This is a genomic window from Chitinophagales bacterium, from assembly GCA_020635995.1.
Lineage (GTDB): Bacteria > Bacteroidota > Bacteroidia > Chitinophagales > UBA8649 > JAFMKE01.
In genome coordinates this window covers 1-21,887 of the sequence record JACJYS010000003.1, presented here as the reverse complement: position 1 = coordinate 21,887, position 21,887 = coordinate 1, and the positions used below count along the sequence as shown (strand labels likewise).

The window sequence follows — 21,887 nt, the reverse complement described above, 5'->3', positions numbered from 1 at the left end:
CCTGTAAAATCCTAAATAATTTTGTTTCTCAAAAGTTTATAATAATCAATACATTAATAATATTTTAATTATTTAACAAAGTATTGATGTAAAAAAATAATCTATGAGAAAAATATATTTTTTAGTTGGTTTGAATATAATTTCATCTCCGTTATATGCTCAATATGGACTTAGTGATGATTTAGACGGAGATGGAATTATTAATTCTATTGATATAGACGATGATAATGATGGAATAGTAGATGCAATAGAAAGTCCGAGTTGTTTTTATACGGAAGCTGAGTTTACATCGGGAAATAGAATATCCCTGATAAACGTAAGTACAGATTTGAATATGTTTAGTACAGCATATACCATAGAGATGAGTATAGACGGTGTTGAAACAGCAGTAAGTAACACTCGTTTTGCTAATGCTCAGGCAGTAACGGGTGTAGAAGTATATCATGTAGAATTTCCGACAGCAGTAGAATTAGCAGATATAAGTTTTGATTATGCTACTACTTATGGAGCCTTTAATAATGCTAATATTGTATTGCAAGGAAGTAATGATGACATAAACTGGACAGACTTAAATACAGGAGCAACATATTTAGCCAATCCTACTCCGGATATAGATGTTTTTAGTGTAACACAAAACACCGGTAAGTATAAATACTATAGATTGTTAGGTGCGTCTGGCACAAGTTATAGTAATGGATATTTTGAGGCAATTTTTAATTTAGCACAGCCATATACAGCTAGTTTATATCCTAAGGCATTATGCTCAGAAGATATGGATGGCGATAGTATTCCCAATCATTTAGATTTAGACAGTGATGGTGACGGGTGCTATGATGCTAAAGAAGTTAATATTGTTATAGGAAATGTTGATACAGTGGCAGGGCCATACGGAGGTAATGGTTTTGCAGATGATTTGCAATCATCTACAGACACAAATTCTTATAATGGAACATTAAATTATGGTTTTGCTATTGATAATACTAAAGATGCTTGTGCGGATTTGGATGGTGATGGTGTAGCGGACTTGTATGATCTTGATAATGATAATGATGGTATTTTAGATGTTGATGAAGGTTTTTATTGTAATGAAATTGATACCTTAATAGGTACGCAATATTATGATATAGCAACTGCTTATAATAATCAAAGCACCTATCCTACAGCAGCCGCTTCAACTGGGCCAGATCAAGTATTTAATGGTAATTTAGCCACACAAACAGGTTGGTATATTACTGGTGCAACAGGAGTTACGTATGCAATAAATCCTCCAGTAGTATTAGGTGTAGAAACCGTAACCCCTTTGTTTAATGTAAATGGTATATACATTATAAATGATTATGGCCCAGCTATTCCAGACGGTATTCATTCTTTTGATTTAATTCTTAAAGATACTGCTGGTAATATTTTAGGAACTGAAACTTTCACTAATATTCCTACCAATTTTAATGGAGTACTAAACTTTACTAACACCTATGATAGTGTGGGGGCAATGGAAATACAAATTACAGAAATGTATGCTAATGGTGGAGGTTCAAACACACAATTACAATTTCGTCAAGCAGCCTTAGTTGGTCAAGAGTGTTTTACTCTTGATACAGACGGTGACGGAATACCTGATTACTTAGACACAGATAGCGATAATGACGGCTGCCCTGACGCGTTAGAGAGTGGAGGAAATTTTTCTGCAAGTAATATAGAAAATGATACGCTAATTGGTGGGGTAGATTCTGTAGGTGTGCCATTAATTGCCAATGGTGGTCAAAATTTAGGAAGTAGTAGAGATAGTTTAAGTCTTTCTAAAGAATGTAAGTGTACAGCCATTTATTCTACATACACTGATACGGACGGAGACGGCATTACTGATATTTGTGATCTTGATGATGACAACGATGGAGTACTTGACACAGAAGAAGGTTGTACTACTCATTTTAATTTACCAGATAGCGTACAACCTACATCTCAAGGACCAGTTACAATGTTGCAATATTCTAACAATACATTTTTAGTAGCAGACAATAATTTCAATATGGTTCGTATAGTAAATACGCCTGCTACAGATATTTCGCAAATCACAAGCAGTGGTTTAACTATAACGCAAACCGCTCCTAAATCAATGCACGTAGATAATATAGCCTCCACTTCGCTGGCAGATGCCAAAACTATAGGAGAATATATTCAGTTTAGCTTTACTACAGACAGTAATGCCTATGGAGCATTTATTGATTATGTAGGATTTTTAAATAGAATAAATCAAGTAGGTTTTTCAGTTACATATAGCATTTCTACTGATAATTTTGTTACTTCAACAGATTTGGCAACACTTAATGAAGCAACAAACGATGGCTTAGCAGGTAGCAACGTAGGCAGAGAAAATGAAGACATTACTGATTATCAATTGGCATTAAATACCACATATACCGTTCGTATTTATTTTTATGGATTAACAAGTGGTACTTTAATAGATTTTGATGATTTTTATTTAATATTTGGAGCTTGCTATGTAGATACTGATAAAGATGGGATACCCAATTATTTAGACAGAGATAGCGATAATGACGGTTGCCCCGATGCGGCAGAAGCAAGTGTACCTAATATGACTATTTCTACCGATAGTGTAGTAGCCGGTCCTTATGGCAGTAATGGTTTAGCAGATACTGTTCAAAAATCCAGCTCTGATTCAAATAGTATAAATTATACCTCTACATACAGCACCTATGCTTTAGATTCCGGAGTAGCCAACTGTACTTTTTTATTGCCAATAGAACTCCTATCTTTTAATGCAGTTTTAGAAAATGACAATACTGTTTTGTGCAAATGGGCAACAGCCACAGAAATTAACAATGATTATTTTACCATTGAGCACTCAAAAGATGCTATAGTGTGGGAAACAGTGCTAACCGTGAAAGGAGCAGGAAACTCGCGAGAAAAAATAGAGTATATAGAGCACGATTATCATCCGTATGCAGGTATTTCTTATTATAGAATGAAACAAACAGACTTTGACGGAAAATACTCTTATTCTCAAATTGAATCAATTAATATTACTTCAAGTGATTTTAATTTAACCAATATATATCCAAATCCAGCCGAAAATTACATTACAGTAGAAAATAATAAAGCTGAAATTGTAATGTTAAAAATAATAGATGCCATAGGTAGAGATATTTCTACCACCATAAGCTATATAGAAAAAGATACTAATTCTCGTAAATTGGATATTTCTAATTTAGATTCTGGAGTTTATTATTTAATAGTAAACGATAAAAAATTTATTGTAATTAAAAATTAAGTAGAGTTTGTATAATTAGAAAAAATACTTTACATTTGCACCTCATTTTTAAACAAAAAAACAAGAGAGGTATTGTTTTATGCTAATTATAGATGCAAGAGATAGCGATTCAATAGACAAAGCACTTAGAAAGTACAAAAAAAAGTATGACAAAGCTGGAATAGTTAAAGAACTAAGAAAGCGTCAGCAATTTACTAAGCCGTCTGTTGTAAAAAGAGAACAACGTATCAAAGCAGCTTATAGTGCAAAAATTAGAAGAGAACACGGTTTAGATTAAAATAAACTAAATTTTCTTAAAAAGATAGGGAATTGTTAAATCAATTCCCTTTTTTATTTTTAAAAATGCAAAAACTATCGTAACTTTAACTTAATGAACATTGATAAGTTTTTGTCACACCTAAAATTTGAAAAGCGATATTCAGAACACACCTTAGTTTCTTATAAGAATGACTTGTTGCAGTTTCAAAGTTATTTAGAAGAAATAAAAACAGCCGATACAGATATACATAATAAAGACATAAGAAGGTGGATGACACAACTCAATAGGGCGTTAGAACCTGCCACTGTTAATAGAAAAATATCTTCCATTAAATCTTATTATAAGTTTTTAGTAAAACAGAATATAATAACACATAGTCCGGCTCAAAACCTACCAATAGTAAAAAAGCCAAGTAGAACGCCACATTTTGTAGAGCAAAAAGAGATGCTTACATTGCTTGATAATTTACCTCAGGCAGAAGATGTTTTTGCACTAAGAAATAATTTAATTATAGAATTGCTATATGCTACCGGAATAAGACGAATGGAGCTTATAAACCTGAAAGACAATGATATAGATTTTTCTTTAAAAAATATTAAAGTATTAGGCAAAGGCAAAAAAGAACGTAAAATACCCGTGCACGAATTTGTTTTAGAAAAAATAAAACACTATATTCATGAAAGGAATTTACATTTTGAAAAAAATAAATTTGAAACACTATTAGTAAATACTAAAGGAAAACAAATGACTCCTAAAAGCGTTTATGACGTAATTAATAAATTGTTGCAACAATGTTGGTCATCAGAGGTAAAAAGTCCTCATGTGCTACGCCACACATTTGCCACACATTTATTAAATAAAGGAGCAGACTTAAATGCTATAAAAGAATTATTAGGGCACAGTAGCTTAGCCGCCACACAAGTTTATACACACAATAGTATAGATAGACTAAAAGAAGTGTATAAACAAGCCCATCCAAAATCATAAAACAAAAAACAGATATATATGAACATTCAATTTAACCCGTCAGGATTTTCAATTTCAGAACAGTTAGAAGATTTCACAGCTAAAAAATTAAGTAAACTTGAAACATTTTACGATAAAATAATAGATGCAGATGTGTATTTTAAAATGGAAAACCATCAAAAAGTTAAAGATAAAACCACAGAAATAAAATTGAATGTACCGGGAGTAACATTATTTGCTTCCGAAACAGCTAAGACATTTGAAGCCGCTGTTGATTTAGCAGCAGAATCGCTGAGAAGACAGATAAAAAAGTACAAAGAAAAGCAAAATATCTACGGCTAAAGCCATATATTTGCCACCTCAAAACTTTTTCAGTTAAAAAATAGAAAAAAGTTCTCAATAAGTTTTTAAGATTGAAAAATAATCTCTATTTTTGCACTCCGTTTCGCAGTAGCGTTTCGGAATGTTCATTGAAAAAGTAGTGTAAAGTTGGTTGTTTTTAAGTAAAAAGCAATCAATCCTTCAAGTTTAAAAAGCCGATGTAGCTCAGTTGGCCAGAGCAGCTGATTTGTAATCAGCTGGTCGGGGGTTCGAATCCCTCCATCGGCTCTTTTTAAATATAGAGGGGAGATTCCAGAGTGGCCAAATGGGGCAGACTGTAAATCTGTTGCGAAAGCTTCGTAGGTTCGAATCCTGCTCTCCCCACATAAAGGAGTGTGTGTTTGAGTGTGAGTTTGGTTATGAGTATGAAACGGTTTAATTTAAACCACTTACTTATATAAGCCAAATTCAGAAAAGGATGTGTGCGTTAAAATATTGGTGTTGTAATTTTAATTATAAAATTACACCCAAATTTAAACTTGCATCAACATCCTCTCACACCCAGCACCCACACCCACACTCACACATATTTAAGCGGGAGTAGCTCAGTTGGTAGAGCATCAGCCTTCCAAGCTGAGGGTCGCGGGTTCGAGTCTCGTCTCCCGCTCATAATTACTTAAATTATCAAGCTTAAAATGGCTTGTTAGTTTAGCTTTACTCATTTAAGCCAATGTAGCTCAGGGGTAGAGCACTTCCTTGGTAAGGAAGAGGCCATGGGTTCAATTCCCATCATTGGCTCTTAAAAAATGTGTGCTTGTTTTTATGAAGGCTTATACTATTAGAATATTTGTAAGATTTAGATAACTTAATTATAAATAAAAATAAAAAACAAAAAAAATGGCTAAAGAAAATTTCGTAAGATCAAAGCCGCACGTTAACGTTGGTACAATAGGACACGTTGACCACGGTAAAACTACATTGACTGCAGCTATAACTTCTGTATTATCTAACAAAGGTTATGCTGAGAAAAAAGATTATGATTCAATTGATGGTGCACCTGAAGAAAAAGAAAGAGGTATCACTATTAATACTGCTCACGTAGAGTATCAAACAGACAACAGACACTATGCTCACGTTGACTGTCCTGGTCACGCTGACTATATTAAAAACATGGTAACGGGTGCTGCTCAAATGGACGGAGCTATATTAGTGGTTGCTGCTACAGACGGACCAATGCCTCAAACAAGAGAGCACATCTTATTGGCTCGTCAGGTAGGTGTTCCAAGAATAGTAGTATTCATGAACAAAGTAGATTTAGTAGATGACCCTGAATTCTTAGAATTAGGTGAAATGGAAATCAGAGATTTATTAAGTTTCTACGAATTTGACGGAGATAACACTCCAGTTATTCAAGGTTCTGCTTTAAAAGCATTGAACGGTGAAGCTGACGGTGTTGCTGCTGTAGAAAAATTAATGGAAGCTGTAGATACTTGGATTCCAACTCCAGAAAGAGATACAGACAAACCTTTCTTATTACCGGTAGAAGATATTTTCTCTATTACAGGTAGAGGAACTGTTGCAACAGGAAAAATTGAAAGAGGTGTTATAAACTCTGGAGATCCTGTAGAAATAGTAGGTTTAGGTGCTGAAAAATTAACTTCTACTGTTACGGGTGTTGAAATGTTCCGTAAAATATTAGATAGAGGTGAAGCAGGCGAAAACGTAGGTTTATTATTAAGAGGTATTGAGAAAAACGATGTTAAGAGAGGAATGGTAATCGTTAAACCAGGCTCTATAACTCCTCACACAAAATTCAAATGTGAAGTTTACGTGTTGAGTAAAGAAGAAGGTGGACGTCATACTCCATTCTTTAACAAATATCGTCCTCAGTTCTACATGAGAACAACAGACGTAACTGGAGAAGTAACATTACCGGAAAACATTGAAATGGTAATGCCAGGCGATAACGTAACATTAACTGTAGAGTTAATTTACCCAGTAGCTATGGACAAAGGTTTACGTTTTGCTATCCGTGAAGGTGGTAGAACAGTAGGTGCTGGTCAAGTTACTGAAATTATAGAGTAATACTCTGTAAAAAGAAGATAAAAGATGCAAGTGCAGGTCCCGTTTTCGGGATCTGCTTTGTGTCATTATGAAATAATGAATAAGTAAAGTGTAGTATAAGTGTAAGGTAGAGATGTGTAAAAGGTTCGGTTTATAGAAAGATATGTTCTTTCAAAAAAATCACACTTGCCACACACACTCACACCCAAACCCACACTCAAACTTATTTATACGGGTGTAGCTCAGCTGGTAGAGTAGTGGTCTCCAAAACCATTGGTCGTGGGTTCGAATCCTACCGCCCGTGCAAAGATTAAAAGCTAATATGGAAAGTTTAAAATCATATATAGAAGGTGCATACCAAGAATTAGTTCACAAAGTAACTTGGCCAAGTTGGGGCGAGTTGCAAAATAGTGGTGTTATAGTTTTTGTAGCATCGGCTATAATAGGACTTCTTGTTTTAGCAATGGATTTGGCATCAAAAAATGTAACGGATTTGATTTACAAAGCCTTAGGACATTAAAATGAGTGCAAATACAAACAAGGAAAAAATGCAAGAGGGAAAAAAATGGTATGTGCTTAGAGTAGTAAGTGGTAAGGAACGCAAGATAAAAGAATATCTTGACTTAGACTTAGCTAGAATGGGATACGATACTGTTGTTACCCAAATTTTAGTTCCTACAGAAAAAGTATATAAAATAAATAAAGGGAAAAAAGTTATAAAAGAAAGAAACTTGTTTCCCGGATATATTTATATAGAAGCAGTAGCTAGCAAATTTAGTGGAGAAATAATTCAACACATTGTTACTACTACAAATGTAATAAATTTCTTAGGAGGAAAAAACCCTGACCCAATTCGTCAGTCAGAGGTATATAAATTATTAGGTAAGGTAGATGCTATGGACGAAACAGACGAAACCATAACTGAGCCTTATTTAGTAAATGAAACTGTAAAAATAATTGATGGACCTTTCAATGATTTTACAGGAACTATAGAAGAAATTTATGACGAAAAGAAAAAATTAAAAGTTATTGTTAAAATATTTGGAAGAAAAACACCGGTAGAGGTGAATTACTTACAAGTAGAAAAAGTTTCATAAAAAATGGCAAAAGAAATAGAAGGCTTTATTAAGTTGCAAGTGAAAGGTGGACAGGCAAATCCTGCTCCTCCGGTAGGACCTGCTTTAGGTGCTAAAGGTGTTAATATTATGGAGTTTTGTAAAGCATTTAATGCAAGAACTCAAGATAAACCCGGACAAGTTTTACCTGTTGAAATCACAGTTTTCAAGGATAAATCTTTTTCATTTATCATTAAAACGCCTCCGGCTCCAATTTTATTAATGGAAGCTGCTAAAGCTAAAAAAGGCTCAGCAGAACCTAATAGAAATAAAGTAGCAAAAGTAACTTGGGATCAAGTGAAAGAAATAGCAGAAATAAAAATGCCCGATTTGAATGCATTTACAATAGAATCTGCTATGAAAATGGTAGCAGGAACAGCTCGTAGTATGGGATTTACTGTAACAGGTAAAGCTCCGTGGGCATAATTAAAAAGATTTTTAACAGAGGGAGCATATAAAATGCATTAGTACCTCATAAAATTGAAATATGACAAAGTTAACAAAGAAAAGAAAAGCTTTAGCTGAAAAGTTAGAGAAAGGCAAAATCTACAGTTTAGATGATGCATCTCAATTGGTAAAAGAAGTGAACACTACCAAATTTGATGCTTCTGTAGATTTACATGTGAAATTAGGAGTAGATCCTAAAAAAGCTGACCAAGCAATAAGAGGAACAGCATCTTTACCTCATGGAACTGGAAAGTCAAAATCAGTATTAGTATTTTGCACACCAGATTTAGAAGATGAGGCAAAAGCAGCAGGAGCCGATTATGTTGGTTTAGATGAATTTATTACAAAAATAGAGCAAGGCTGGACAGATGTGGACGTAGTAATAGCTACACCAAGCGTTATGCCTAAAATTGCTCGTTTAGGTAGAGTGTTAGGTCCAAGAAACTTAATGCCAAACCCTAAATCAGGTACAGTTACGACAGACTTGACTAAAGCTATAACCGAAGTAAAAGGCGGTAAAATAGCATTTAAAATAGACAAGTTTGGTATCATACATGCTTCCATCGGTCGTGTGTCTTTTAGCGGTGAACAAATTAAAGACAACGCCAAAGAATTGATAGTTACTCTATCAAAAATGAAGCCATCAACTGCAAAAGGAACTTATTTCAAAAGCATAACGATGGCAAGTACAATGAGTCCGGGTATTCCGATTGATTCTAAATCTATAAGTGGTATTTAATTATGACAAGAGAAGAAAAAAACAATGAGCTTCAAAGTCTGACCGAGCAAATTGCAGGCTTAAATAGTTTCTATTTAGCAGACTCTTCAACTTTAAACGTTGCAAAAGTTAATGCACTTAGAGGCTTATGCTTTGAAAAAGGTGTAAAAATTAAGGTTGTAAAAAATACATTGCTTAAAAAGGCTTTAGAAGCAAGCGAAAATGATTTTGACCAGTTAATTCCTTTATTAAAAGGACCTACTTCTTTAATGTATTCTGAAGAAGCCAGTGCATCTGCAAAGGTTATTAAGAAATTTAGAGAAGATAGTGAGAGACCGGTATTAAAAGGTGCTTTCATAGAAGGCAGTTTTTATATTGGCGACCAATACGTAAACGAATTAGCAAGTCTTAAATCAAAAGAAGAACTTATTGGCGATGTTATTGGTTTATTACAAGCTCCGGCTGTAAACCTAATTTCAGCTTTAAGTTCAGGTGGAACTAAAATTCATGGAATTTTACAAACACTATCAGAAAAAGAGTAACAAAAATTATTAAACAAAAATTTTAAAAAAAACTATTAAAATGGCAAATATTAGCGAATTAGCAGAGCAGTTAGTAAACTTAACTGTTAAAGAAGTAAAAGAATTAGCTGACGTATTAAAAGATCAGTACGGAATTGAGCCTGCTGCTGCAGCTGTAGCTGTTGCTGCTGGTCCTGCTGCTGGCGGAGATGCCGGTGCTGCTGCTCAAACTGAGTTTGATGTAATTTTGAACGCTGCAGGTGGTCAAAAATTAAACGTAGTAAAAGTGGTAAAAGAAATCACAGGATTAGGCTTAAAAGAAGCTAAAGAATTAGTAGATGGTGCACCTAAAGCTATTAAAGAAAAAGTTTCTCAAGAAGAAGCTGATTCTGTAAAAGCTAAACTTGAGGAAGTTGGTGCAGACGTAGAAATTAAGTAATTCTTAATTCTACACATATTATAGGCTTGTCCGATTTTCGGACAAGCCTTAACCTATTTTAAACATAAACAAAAAATTTAATGGCTGGCAAATCAACTACACTACCTAAGAGAATAAATTTCGGAACAGTTAATTTGAATGTAAAGTCTCCAAATTTATTAGATATACAGGTAGCTTCTTTTCAAGAATTTTTACAATTAGAAACAACACCTGAAAACAGAGCAAACGAAGGATTGTTTAAAGTTTTTCAAGAAAACTTTCCAATTTCTGATGCAAGAAATATATTTGAGCTTGAATTTTTAGATTATTTTGTTGATCCACCACGCTACTCAATTGAAGAGTGTCAAGAAAGAGGATTGACATACAGTGTTCCATTAAAGGCAAAATTAAGATTGTCTTGTAATGATGAAGAACATATTGATTTCCAAACCATAGTACAAGATGTTTTCTTAGGGAATATCCCTTATATGACACCTAAAGGTACTTTTATAGTAAATGGTGCAGAAAGAGTAATTGTGTCGCAGTTACACCGTTCTCCAGGCGTATTTTTTGCTCAAAACTATCATCCAAATGGTACAAGAATATACTCTGCAAGAGTAATTCCGTTTAAAGGTGCTTGGATGGAGTTTGCTACAGACATCAATAACGTAATGTATGCGTATATTGACAGAAAAAAGAAATTTCCTGTAACTATGCTTTTAAGAGCTATAGGTTACGATACAGATAAAGACATACTTAAGATTTTTGATTTAGCTGATGAAGTAGATTTAACTAAAAAGAAAAATCATAAAGATATATTAGGTAGAAAATTAGCCGCTCGTGTATTAAAAACTTGGATAGAAGATTTTGTGGACGAAGATACGGGAGAGGTGGTTTCTATTGAAAGAAATGAAATAGTACTTGAAAGAGATATTGTAATTAACGAAGATGAGTTAGAATTAATTTTATCTAATGAAGTAGAAAGCGTAATCTTGCAAAAAGAGGAAACTTCTGCCGATTTTGCTATTATTTACAATACACTTCAAAAAGATACTTCAAACTCAGAGCCGGAAGCATTGGCTCACATTTATCGTCAGTTAAGAGGTACAGATCCACCAGATAATGAAACTGCAAGAGGTATTATTGATAAATTATTCTTCTCAGACAGAAGATATGATTTAGGAGATGTAGGGCGATATAAAATAAACAGAAAACTAAGCTTAGATATTCCTGTTGAAATAAAAGTTTTAACTAAAGACGATATTATTTCAATAGTTAAATATTTGGTTAATTTAAGTAACCAAAAAGCTGAGGTTGATGATATAGACCACTTAGCAAACAGACGTGTAAGAACAGTAGGAGAGCAGCTTTATGCTCAGTTTGGCGTTGGTTTAGCAAGAATGGCACGTACTATTAGAGAAAGAATGAACGTGCGTGATAATGAGGTATTTACACCTACAGATTTGATAAATGCAAGAACATTATCTTCTGTAATTAACTCATTTTTTGGTACCAGCCAATTATCTCAATTTTTAGATCAAACGAATCCTTTAGCCGAAATTACTAATAAAAGAAGAATATCGGCATTAGGTCCCGGAGGTTTATCAAGAGAACGTGCAGGATTTGAGGTTAGAGACGTACACTATTCTCACTATGGTCGTTTATGTACTATTGAAACACCGGAAGGACCAAACATTGGTTTGATTTCTACTTTGGCAGTACACGCCAAAATATCATATATGGGTTTTATAGAAACACCTTATCATAAAGTACACGGTGGTAAAGTAGATTTAAAAGACCATATTTACTTAACAGCTTCTGAAGAAGACAATAAGAGAATAGCACAGGCAAATGCCGAAATTACTGAAAACGGAAAATTTGTTTCAGATAGAATCAAATCAAGACACCAAGGTGATTTCCCTATTTTAACACCAGACGAAGTGGAATATATGGATGTAGCTCCTAACCAAATAGTTGGAGTTTCTGCATCTTTAATTCCTTTCTTAGAGCATGATGATGCTAACCGTGCCTTGATGGGGTCAAACATGCAACGTCAGGCTGTGCCTTTAATGCGTCCTGAATCTCCAATAGTGGGAACAGGGATAGAAGGCAAAGTGGCTGCTGACTCAATGAACTTAGTAAATGCAGAAGGCGAAGGTGTGGTAGAATATGTAGATGCTACAGAAATTATAGTTAGATACGACCGTTCTGAAAATGAACGTTTAGTTAGTTTTGATGACGATAAAAAATCGTACAAACTACAAAAATTCATTAGAACAAACCAAGGTACTTGTATTAACCTAAAACCTTTAGTAAGAAAAGGTGATAGAGTTACAAAAGGACAAATACTTTGCGAAGGTTTTGCTACGGATAATGGCGAGTTAGCTTTAGGAAGAAACTTAAAAGTGGCGTTTATGCCATGGAAAGGTTACAACTTTGAGGATGCTATCGTTATATCTGAAAGAGTAGTTAAAGATGACGTATTTACTTCCATTCATATTTCAGAATATGAATTAGAAGTTAGAGATACTAAATTAGGAGAAGAAGAATTAACTTCAGATATTCCTAACGTTAGTGAAGAAGCTACTAAAGATTTAGATGAAAATGGTATAATAAGAACAGGTGCTACCATAAAAGAAGGAGATATAATAATAGGAAAAATTACTCCAAAAGGAGAAACAGATCCTACTCCGGAGGAAAAATTATTACGTGCCATATTTGGTGATAAAGCAGGCGATGTAAAAGATGCTTCATTAAAAGCTACTCCTGCCACTAAAGGTACAGTAATGCACACTAACTTATTTGCCAAAGCTACTAAAGATAAAACTACAAAAGCTAAAGAAAAAGTAGTAATAGACAAATTAGAAGCTGAATTTGCAAAAAGAGAAAGCGATTTAAGAGCTGTATTAGTTGAAAAATTATACAAATTAATAGGCGGTAAAGCATCAGCAGGAGTTATTAATCATTATAATGAAGATGTAATATCTAAGAGCACTAAGTTTACTATGAAGAATATTAATGAAATAGACTTCAAAATGGTAAACCCAAGTGGTTGGACAAATAGTGATGAAACTAATGAATTAATCAAGAAATTGTTACACAATTTTGATATAAAGATTAATGAAGATGCCGGTAGATTGCGTAGAGAGAAATTTAATTTAACTATAGGAGATGAATTGCCTACAGGCGTATTAAAATTAGCTAAAGTGTATGTAGCTCAAAAGCGTAAATTGAAAGTAGGAGATAAAATGGCAGGACGTCATGGTAATAAAGGGATAGTAGCACGTATAGTACGGGAAGAAGATATGCCTTTCTTAGAAGACGGAACGCCAGTAGATATAGTTTTGAATCCATTAGGTGTACCTTCTCGTATGAACTTAGGACAGATATATGAAACTGTATTAGGTTGGGCAGGAGAAAAATTAGGTTTAAAATATGCTACTCCAATTTTTGATGGTGCTTCAGTTGCCGAAATACAAGCAGAAGTAGAAAAAGCAAACTTGCCGGAGTTAGGACAAACTTACCTATACGATGGAGAAACAGGCGAGCGTTTTGACCAAAAAACAACAGTGGGTGTAATTTATATGCTTAAATTAAGCCACATGATTGAAGATAAAATGCACGCTCGTTCTACTGGTCCTTACTCATTAATTACGCAGCAGCCTTTAGGTGGTAAAGCACAGTTTGGTGGTCAGCGTTTTGGAGAAATGGAGGTATGGGCATTAGAAGCTTTTGGTGCATCTAATATTTTAAGAGAATTACTAACCGTAAAATCTGACGATATAGTAGGTAGAGCTAAAGCTTATGAAGCTATTGTAAAAGGCGAAAACATACCAGAACCAAACATTCCTGAATCTTTCAATGTATTGATACATGAGTTGAGAGGTTTAGCATTAGATTTGAAATTTGATTAATTAAATAACTTAATAACTTCGGAGGTTAAAAAATGACTGTAAGAAAAGATAGACTTACAAATAATGATTTTAAACAAATAACCATTTGTTTATCATCTCCAGATTCAATTTTAGAACGTTCTTTTGGCGAAGTTAAAAAGCCAGAAACCATAAACTACCGTACTTACAAGCCGGAAATGGACGGTTTGTTTTGCGAAAGAATTTTTGGGCCAACTAAAGACTACGAATGTTACTGTGGAAAATACAAACGTATTAGATACAAAGGTATAGTTTGTGATAGATGCGGTGTAGAAGTAACAGAGAAAAAAGTAAGACGTGAAAGAATGGGACACATTAAATTAGTGGTTCCTGTTGTTCATATTTGGTACTTTAAATCTTTACCTAATAAAATAGGTTATTTATTAGGTGTTTCATCTAAAACATTAGAATCAATAGTTTATTATGAAAGATACTGCGTAATACAGCCAGGTAAAACAGCTGACGGAGTTACTATAATAAATGAAAAAGAGGAAGAAGAAACCTTAAGACTTGAAAAATTAGATTTAATTACAGAAGAAGAGTATTTAGCTATTATAAATCATGAAGATTATAAAGATAATGCTCATTTAACAAATGACGACCCTAACAAGTTTATAGCTTTAATGGGTGGCGATGCTGTAAAAGCATTACTTGAAAGAATTGATTTAGAAGAATTATCTTACGAATTAAGAACTCAAGCGGCTAATGAAACTTCTCGTCAGCGTAAAGCAGAAGCTTTAAAAAGACTAAAAGTAGTAGAAGCTATACGTCAAGGAAATGAAAATATGGAAAACCGTCCGGAATGGATGTGTATAGACTATTTGCCGGTTATTCCACCAGAATTGCGTCCATTAGTGCCTTTAGACGGTGGTCGTTTTGCCAGTTCAGACTTAAACGATTTATACAGAAGAGTAATAATAAGAAACAACCGTTTAAAAAGATTAATAGAAATTAAAGCTCCTGAAGTAATCTTACGTAACGAAAAAAGAATGCTTCAAGAATCAGTAGATTCATTATTTGATAACTCAAGAAAATCTAATGCTGTAAAAGCAGAAGGTGGAAGAGCTTTAAAATCTTTAAGTGATGTTTTAAAAGGAAAACAAGGTCGTTTCCGTCAAAACTTATTAGGTAAGCGTGTTGACTATTCCGGTCGTTCGGTTATTGTGGTAGGACCCAACTTAAAATTACATGAGTGTGGTATTCCTAAAGATATGGCGGCAGAGTTATTTAAGCCGTTTGTTATTAGAAAACTAATAGAAAGAGGTATTGTGAAAACTGTAAAATCTGCTAAAAAATTGGTAGATAAAAAAGATGCAGTTATTTGGGATATCTTAGAAAACATACTAAAAGGACACCCTGTATTATTAAACAGAGCTCCTACACTTCACCGTTTGTCTATTCAAGCATTTTTACCTAAATTAATAGAAGGTAAAGCTATTAGATTGCACCCGTTAGTGTGTACAGCATTCAACGCGGATTTTGACGGTGACCAAATGGCGGTTCACGTACCTTTAAGTAACGCATCTATTTTAGAAGCTCAAATGTTAATGCTTTCTTCGCATAATATTTTGAACCCTCAAAATGGAACGCCTATTACCTTGCCTTCGCAAGACATGGTTTTGGGTCTTTACTATTTAACTAATGTAAAACGTTCTACAGAAACTGAAAAAGTTAAAGGAGAAGGTTTAGCTTTCTATTCTGCCGAAGAAGCAATAATAGCTTACAACGAAGGTAAAGTAGATTTGCATGCTTGGGTTAAAGTAAAAGCTAATGTTAGAGAACACGATAAAATTGTAAATAAATTAATAGAAACTACAGTAGGTCGTATTTTATTTAATGAAAAAGTACCGGAAAAAGTAGGTTTCATTAATATGTTGTTGACTAAGCGTGCTTTGAAAAACGTAATTGGAGAAATTATAGATTTAACAGACGTACCAACAACTGTAGAGTTCTTAGATAATATTAAAGAAATAGGATTCGTATCGGCTTTCAAAGGTGGTTTGTCATTTAATATTGGAGACGTAATTATTCCTTACGAAAAAGAAGGTTTCTTAGAGCAAGCTCAAAAGCAAGTAGATGAGATAACTGAAAAATACGAAAACGGTTTAATTACAGACCGTGAGCGTTACAATCAGGTTATTGACCGTTGGACAAGAGCTGACAATAGATTAACCTCAGCGTTAATGGATCAATTAGCAGAAGATAAGCAAGGCTTTAACTCTATTTATATGATGTTAGATAGTGGAGCAAGGGGTTCTAAGCAGCAAATTAAGCAGTTGGGTGGTTTAAGAGGATTAATGGCAAAACCGAGAAAATCTGGAGCAGAAGAAGGTGGAGATGTAATTGAAAACCCAATTTTAGCCAACTTTAAAGAAGGACTTTCAGTATTAGAGTACTTTATTTCTACTCACGGTGCCAGAAAAGGTTTGGCGGATACGGCTTTAAAAACTGCCGATGCAGGTTATTTAACAAGAAGATTAGTTGACGTAGCTCAAGATGTAGTTATTTCTGAAGAAGACTGCGGTACATTAAGAGGTATAGAAACTTTTGATTTAAAAGATAATGATGAAGTTGTAGAGCCATTGCACGAAAGAATAGTGGGTAGATACAGCTTACATGATGTGTATCATCCTGAAACTGACGAAATTATTGTTAGATCGGGTGAGCAACTTACTGCCGATTTAGCTCAAGCAGTAAGTAATGCAGGTATAGAAAGCGTAGAAATTCGTTCTGTATTAACTTGTGAATCTAAAAAAGGAGTTTGTGTTAAATGCTATGGTAGAAATTTAGCTACCAATAGAACTGCCGAAGCTGGAGATGCAGTAGGAATTATTGCAGCTCAATCAATTGGAGAGCCGGGTACACAGTTAACACTTCGTACTTTCCACGTGGGTGGTATTGCTGCTACGTCAGCTACAGAATCGCAAGTAAATGCAAAATATAATGCCATTGTTTCTTTTGATGGCGTTAGAACAATAGAGCATGTAAATGACGATGGCGAAAAGCAAGAAATAGTTATAGGTCGTACTTCTGAAATTAATTTCTTAAGAAAAGATAATAACAAAATTTTAAGTACAAGCCATGTTCCTTATGGTGCTATTTTATCTGTTAAAGATGGACAAGAAGTAGAAAAAGGGCAGTTAGTATGCCAATGGGATCCATTTAACAATGTAATTATTTCTACCGTTTCGGGAAAAGTAGAGTATGTTGATATTTTAAACAATGTAACTGCTAAAGAAGAAATGGATGAGCAAACAGGTTATACCGAAATGGTAATTATTCAATCTAAGAATAAGAAAAAAATACCTGCATTGCAGATAGTTGGCAAAGGCAAAGAAGAACCTATGGTTTATAACTTGCCTGTGGGAGCACACATTTCAGTTCAAAACGGACAGGAAATTAAGAAAGGACAGATTATAGCTAAAATACCACGTAAACAAGGAAACTTGAAAGATATTACGGGTGGTTTACCAAGAGTAACCGAGTTATTTGAAGCAAGAAATCCTTCAAATCCTGCTGTAGTTTCAGAAATAGACGGTGTTGTTTCTTTTGGAGGTATAAAAAGAGGTAATCAAGAAGTAGTAGTTGAATCTAAAGAAGGTGTAAGAAAGAAATATTTAATTAAACTTTCTAAGCACATCTTAGTTCAAGAAAATGACTTTGTGAAAGCCGGAATGCCTTTATCTGACGGAGCAATTACGCCTTTAGATATATTAAATATTAAAGGACCTACTGCCGTTCAAGAATATCTTGTTAATGAGGTGCAAGAAGTTTACCGTATGCAAGGTATAAAGATTAACGATAAGCATATTGAAGTAATTGTTCGTCAAATGATGAGCAAAGTGGAAATTTTAGAGCAAGGAGATACTGATTTGTTAGAAGGCGAGAAAGTAGAAAAAATAGAATTTTTAGCTGAAAATGATAGAATTTACGATAAAAAATTCATTGAAGATGCCGGAGATTCTACAAAAATGAAGAAAGGACAAATAGTAAGCTTAAGACAAGTAAGAGAAGAAAACTCAGCTTTAAAAAGAGATGATAAAAAGGCAATTGAATATAGAGATGTAATTCCGGCAACGGCTACACCTATATTACAAGGTATTACACGTTCATCATTAAGTACTTATAGCTGGATTTCTGCGGCATCGTTCCAAGAAACAACAAAAGTATTAAGTACAGCTTCTATAGCAGCTAAAGTTGATTACTTAGACGGTTTAAAAGAGAATGTTATTGTAGGTCAAAAAATACCTGCGGGAACAGGATTAAGAAAATTCAATTCACTTATAGTAACTGAGGAAGGAGAATTTCAAGAGTTGAATATCTCTGAGTCAGTTGATATGGAAGAGTAAGTTGTTTTTATTATAATTAAGTTTAAAGTCCTTGCAAATTTTGCAAGGACTTTTCTTTTTAAAGGAGGTAATACCAATTGTTAACACAAAATAGGCTAAACTATTTTTTGAATTATTACAATAAACAATTCTTTGTTAGGGCTTATTTTGTTACAAAAAAATATGAAAACATAGTTTATTATGTTACAATAAAATTAAAAAACACCCCTTATTTTGTTACAAATAATTTAAAAAACACTCCTTATTTTGTTACATTTTTTATATCTTTGCTGAGTAGAAAGAAATATTATTTTGAAAATTGAAAGACATATCAGCAATAAATTAAAGGAATGGAAATCTTCTAACAACAGAAAACCGCTTATTTTAAGAGGAGCAAGACAAGTAGGTAAAACTACGCTTGTTAAGCATTTTTCTAAAACGTTTAGGCATGCTATTTTACTAAACCTTGAAAAAGCAAGTGATGTCCGTTTTTTTAATGATTATGATAGTGTACAGACAATAAAAGATGCTTTGTTTTTTGAATATAACATTACCAATAATAATACTGAAGATACGCTACTATTTATAGATGAAATACAAGAATCGCCTAAAGCCATTCAACAACTTCGCTATTTTTACGAAGAAATTCCTCAAATTCATATAATTGCAGCAGGCTCTTTGCTTGAGTTTTCAATTAAAACAATAAAAAGTTTTCCTGTTGGCAGAGTTGAGTATCTCTATTTGCATCCACTAAATTTTTCGGAATTTTTATTAGCCCTTAACCAAAAACAGGCTTATGAAGCACTTCATCAGTTGCCCATAAAAGAATTTGCACACAAAACGTTACTTAACTTATTTAACACCTATGCCATAATTGGAGGCATGCCCGAAATTGTAAAAAGCTATATTGAAAATGAAAGCATTTCTGATCTGCCAAAAATTTATGAAAGTATTTGGGCCAGCTACAAAAATGATATAGAAAAATATACCAATAACCAAACAGAACGAAATGTAATAAAACACATAATGAATGTTTCTTCTCTATATATTGATCAAAGAGTAAAATTTCAACATTTTGGAAATTCAAATTATAAATCTAGAGAAGTTGGCGAAGCATTTAGAAACTTAGATGCTGCTAATATTATTCAATTAATATATCCTACCACAGATATAGAAGTACCCATAAAGCCGGATATAAAAAAATCGCCAAGATTACAATTTTTAGATACCGGACTGGTAAACTATGACCTAAAAATACAAACAGAATTATTATCCTTAAATGATTTAAGCAAAGCATACAAAGGAGCAATTATACCTCACATAATAGCCCAAGAAATTATATCTTTAAACACAATAAACAATCCCAAACCTAATTTTTGGGTAAGAGAAAAAGCACAATCGCAAGCCGAAGTGGATTTGGTTATTCAATACAAAGACAAAATTATTCCTATTGAAATTAAATCCGGAGCAACCGGTTCGCTTAAATCGCTACATGAATTTGTTGAAAGGAGCAACCACCATTACGCTATTAGAATATATGGTGGAGTTTTTTCAATAGAAGACCATAGTACACCTAATCAAAAAAAAGCATTTAAGTTATTAAACTTACCTTATTATTTAGGCACACAATTGCCACACTATATAGAGTATTTGGTAAGCAACTACTAAACAGGTTTTTGGATATAAGATAAAAAAAGTCCTTTCATTTTTTTGAAAGGACTTTTTACATTTAGCTATTATTATATTTTAGCTTAATCTTGGTATCACTAAGTTTTGACCAGGGTAAATTTTATCCGGATCAGAAAGCATAGGTCTGTTAGCTTCAAAAATAATATTGTATTTGTTAGCATCGCCATAAACTTGCTTAGCTATTTTAGACAAGTAGTCGCCAGATTTTACGGTATAAAATTGTTGCTCGTCTTCTTTTACTTCTACTTTTTCTTCTATAGTAATATTATCTTGTACTGCTTCAACACCGTCTATGTTTCCGGCAGCCATTATAATTCTATTTTTTTCTTGTAGTGTATCTACAGTGCCACTAAGCGTTACCGTAGCACCACTTAATGAGGCAGTTACGCCTTCGGTTCTTAAATTAAAACCTCTAATGTGGTTTAAAAGTGCTTTTGTTTTATCTTCTTCAGAAACTTTTTCTTCTTTTTTGAATAATTTAGCACCAGCGTTTTTTACAAATTGAAATAATCCCATAGTTTAAATTTTGTTTTTAATGGTTAATAAATATTGTACTACATTTTTAGCAATAAGTATGCCGAAAAACTATTTCACTACAAAATTACATATCCATGTAGTTCATTAGCTCATTATAGCGTTCTTTTAAGTGGTCTAATTGCTCCGTGTGCTGAAATATATACGTTATGTTGTATTCGTATCTCTCTAAAGTGGCTATAATATAGGTAAGATCTAATGTGTTTACTTTTACCGTAACTTGTATTTTGTTTATGTCGGCTAATTTTGCAGTTGCTATTGATAATATAGATGCATTATTAGACTCTACCAAACGAGCTATTTCTGCTAAAGAATAGTCATTGGCATTAAGTTCTATGACAAAAATACCGCCTATTTCGCTGGCAAAGTTAAATTCTGACAGCTTTATCAATAAACTTTTAGGCGAAATTAATCCCTTATAATTTTCATTGTCATCTACTACCGGAAGCACACTGCTATTGCATTCGTAGCCTGCTTTCATGGCATCAAAAAGATGAGCATTTTCATTTACCGCTATTTTTGTAAATGGGAATTTAAAATCGGCAAGTGTTTTTTCTTCCGTAGCATCTAAAAGTTGCTGCTCAGATACCACACCTATTAATTTTTTACCTTTTACTACAGGTAGATGTTCTTGTTTGTATTCTTCCATTAAGTCTAAAGCAAAACCTATTTCATCGGTTAGTTTTAGATAAGGAATACTTTCTTCTATGGCAAATTTAGCTAACACTTTTGCTCCTTTTTATTTAATGTATTCAAAAACTGCTCCAAATAATTATTAAACTGTTCGGGTTGCTCCATCATAGGGGCGTGTCCGCATTGATTTATTATATTTAATTGAGCATTGGGTAGTAATTTTTTAAATTCTTCTGCCACAAACAGAGGCGTTATTGTATCTTCTTTGCCCCAAATTAAATTTACAGGGCAGGTTATTTTATATAATTCACTTCTTAAATTATGCCTAACTGCCGACCGAGCCAAGGAAATAGTTCTTAGTGCTTTTTCTCTATTATTAACCGTTTCAAATACTTCATCTACTAATTCTTTACTGGCATTTTTAGCATCATAAAAAGTTTCTTCTGTTTTCTTTTTTACAAAATTATAATCTTTCCTATTTGGATAGCTACCTCCCAGCGAGTTTTCAAAAAGACCGGAACTACCTGTAAGTGTTATAGAAGCTACTTTGTTTATATTGTTAATGGCATATACCAAGCCAATATGTCCGCCTAAAGAATTGCCCACTATATGAAATTGGTTTAAATTGTACTTACTAACCAAATTTTCAATAA

Annotated in this window: 17 protein-coding genes and 5 tRNA genes; 19 read left to right on the top strand and 3 right to left on the bottom strand. The window is 33.5% G+C overall.

The window, feature by feature from the left end:
* Positions 1 to 103 precede the first annotated feature (103 nt).
* The 19 genes from H6578_05940 (at position 104) to H6578_05850 (ending at position 20,046) form a co-directional block, all read left to right on the top strand.
* Positions 104 to 3,289: a T9SS type A sorting domain-containing protein gene (locus H6578_05940; GenBank protein ID MCB9226689.1), complete on the top strand. Its 3,186-nt coding sequence runs from the start codon at positions 104 to 106 to the stop codon at positions 3,287 to 3,289.
* 79 nt (positions 3,290 to 3,368) lie between these two features.
* Positions 3,369 to 3,566, top strand: coding sequence for a 30S ribosomal protein S21 (locus tag H6578_05935; protein MCB9226688.1), 198 nt, complete (start codon positions 3,369 to 3,371; stop codon positions 3,564 to 3,566).
* Between the two features lie 111 nt (positions 3,567 to 3,677).
* Complete coding sequence (locus H6578_05930) at positions 3,678 to 4,535, top strand: tyrosine-type recombinase/integrase (GenBank protein ID MCB9226687.1); 858 nt, start codon at positions 3,678 to 3,680, stop codon at positions 4,533 to 4,535.
* 18 nt (positions 4,536 to 4,553) lie between these two features.
* On the top strand, positions 4,554 to 4,856 hold the full coding sequence (gene raiA / locus H6578_05925; GenBank protein ID MCB9226686.1) for a ribosome-associated translation inhibitor RaiA: 303 nt from the start codon (positions 4,554 to 4,556) through the stop codon (positions 4,854 to 4,856).
* Between the two features lie 193 nt (positions 4,857 to 5,049).
* Positions 5,050 to 5,123, top strand: a tRNA-Thr gene (locus tag H6578_05920).
* A 15-nt stretch (positions 5,124 to 5,138) separates the two neighbouring features.
* Positions 5,139 to 5,219, top strand: a tRNA-Tyr gene (locus tag H6578_05915).
* Between the two features lie 210 nt (positions 5,220 to 5,429).
* Positions 5,430 to 5,502: transfer RNA gene (locus tag H6578_05910), tRNA-Gly, on the top strand.
* Positions 5,503 to 5,561: 59 nt separating this feature from the next.
* Positions 5,562 to 5,633 (top strand) — tRNA-Thr (locus tag H6578_05905).
* 99 nt (positions 5,634 to 5,732) lie between these two features.
* On the top strand, positions 5,733 to 6,920 hold the full coding sequence (gene tuf / locus H6578_05900; protein MCB9226685.1) for an elongation factor Tu: 1,188 nt from the start codon (positions 5,733 to 5,735) through the stop codon (positions 6,918 to 6,920).
* A gap of 210 nt (positions 6,921 to 7,130) precedes the next feature.
* Positions 7,131 to 7,203 (top strand) — tRNA-Trp (locus H6578_05895).
* An 18-nt stretch (positions 7,204 to 7,221) separates the two neighbouring features.
* Positions 7,222 to 7,419, top strand: coding sequence for a preprotein translocase subunit SecE (gene secE, locus H6578_05890; protein ID MCB9226684.1), 198 nt, complete (start codon positions 7,222 to 7,224; stop codon positions 7,417 to 7,419).
* Positions 7,420 to 7,447: 28 nt separating this feature from the next.
* A complete protein-coding gene (gene nusG, locus H6578_05885) occupies positions 7,448 to 7,996 on the top strand; it encodes a transcription termination/antitermination factor NusG (GenBank protein ID MCB9226683.1) in 549 nt (182 codons plus the stop codon).
* 3 nt (positions 7,997 to 7,999) lie between these two features.
* Positions 8,000 to 8,440: a 50S ribosomal protein L11 gene (rplK, locus tag H6578_05880; protein ID MCB9226682.1), complete on the top strand. Its 441-nt coding sequence runs from the start codon at positions 8,000 to 8,002 to the stop codon at positions 8,438 to 8,440.
* Positions 8,441 to 8,501: 61 nt separating this feature from the next.
* A complete protein-coding gene (locus tag H6578_05875; GenBank protein MCB9226681.1) occupies positions 8,502 to 9,200 on the top strand; it encodes a 50S ribosomal protein L1 in 699 nt (232 codons plus the stop codon).
* A gap of 2 nt (positions 9,201 to 9,202) precedes the next feature.
* Positions 9,203 to 9,721 carry a 50S ribosomal protein L10 gene (locus H6578_05870; GenBank protein MCB9226680.1) on the top strand — a complete coding sequence of 173 codons (519 nt, stop codon included), beginning with the start codon at positions 9,203 to 9,205 and terminating at the stop codon, positions 9,719 to 9,721.
* Positions 9,722 to 9,761: 40 nt separating this feature from the next.
* Positions 9,762 to 10,139, top strand: coding sequence for a 50S ribosomal protein L7/L12 (rplL, locus tag H6578_05865; GenBank protein MCB9226679.1), 378 nt, complete (start codon positions 9,762 to 9,764; stop codon positions 10,137 to 10,139).
* An 80-nt stretch (positions 10,140 to 10,219) separates the two neighbouring features.
* Entirely contained in the window at positions 10,220 to 14,032 is a 3,813-nt protein-coding gene (rpoB, locus tag H6578_05860; protein MCB9226678.1) for a DNA-directed RNA polymerase subunit beta, read from the top strand.
* 32 nt (positions 14,033 to 14,064) lie between these two features.
* Positions 14,065 to 18,399, top strand: coding sequence for a DNA-directed RNA polymerase subunit beta' (rpoC, locus tag H6578_05855; protein ID MCB9226677.1), 4,335 nt, complete (start codon positions 14,065 to 14,067; stop codon positions 18,397 to 18,399).
* A 291-nt stretch (positions 18,400 to 18,690) separates the two neighbouring features.
* Positions 18,691 to 20,046 (top strand): ATP-binding protein, encoded by a 1,356-nt coding sequence (locus tag H6578_05850; protein ID MCB9226676.1) that lies wholly within the window; start codon positions 18,691 to 18,693, stop codon positions 20,044 to 20,046.
* 78 nt (positions 20,047 to 20,124) lie between these two features.
* On the opposite strand, the gene lysM is transcribed toward H6578_05850, so the two are convergent.
* The 3 genes from lysM to H6578_05835 all read right to left on the bottom strand — a co-directional run.
* The gene (lysM, locus tag H6578_05845; protein MCB9226675.1) at positions 20,125 to 20,583 is read right to left on the bottom strand and encodes a peptidoglycan-binding protein LysM; all 459 of its coding nucleotides are present in this window, start codon (positions 20,581 to 20,583) and stop codon (positions 20,125 to 20,127) included.
* Between the two features lie 85 nt (positions 20,584 to 20,668).
* Positions 20,669 to 21,328, bottom strand: coding sequence for a CBS domain-containing protein (locus H6578_05840; protein ID MCB9226674.1), 660 nt, complete (start codon positions 21,326 to 21,328; stop codon positions 20,669 to 20,671).
* Positions 21,322 to 21,887 (bottom strand): alpha/beta hydrolase (locus H6578_05835; GenBank protein ID MCB9226673.1); only part of this gene is annotated, 566 nt, incomplete at its 5' end. The genes H6578_05835 and H6578_05840, both read right to left, overlap by 7 nt.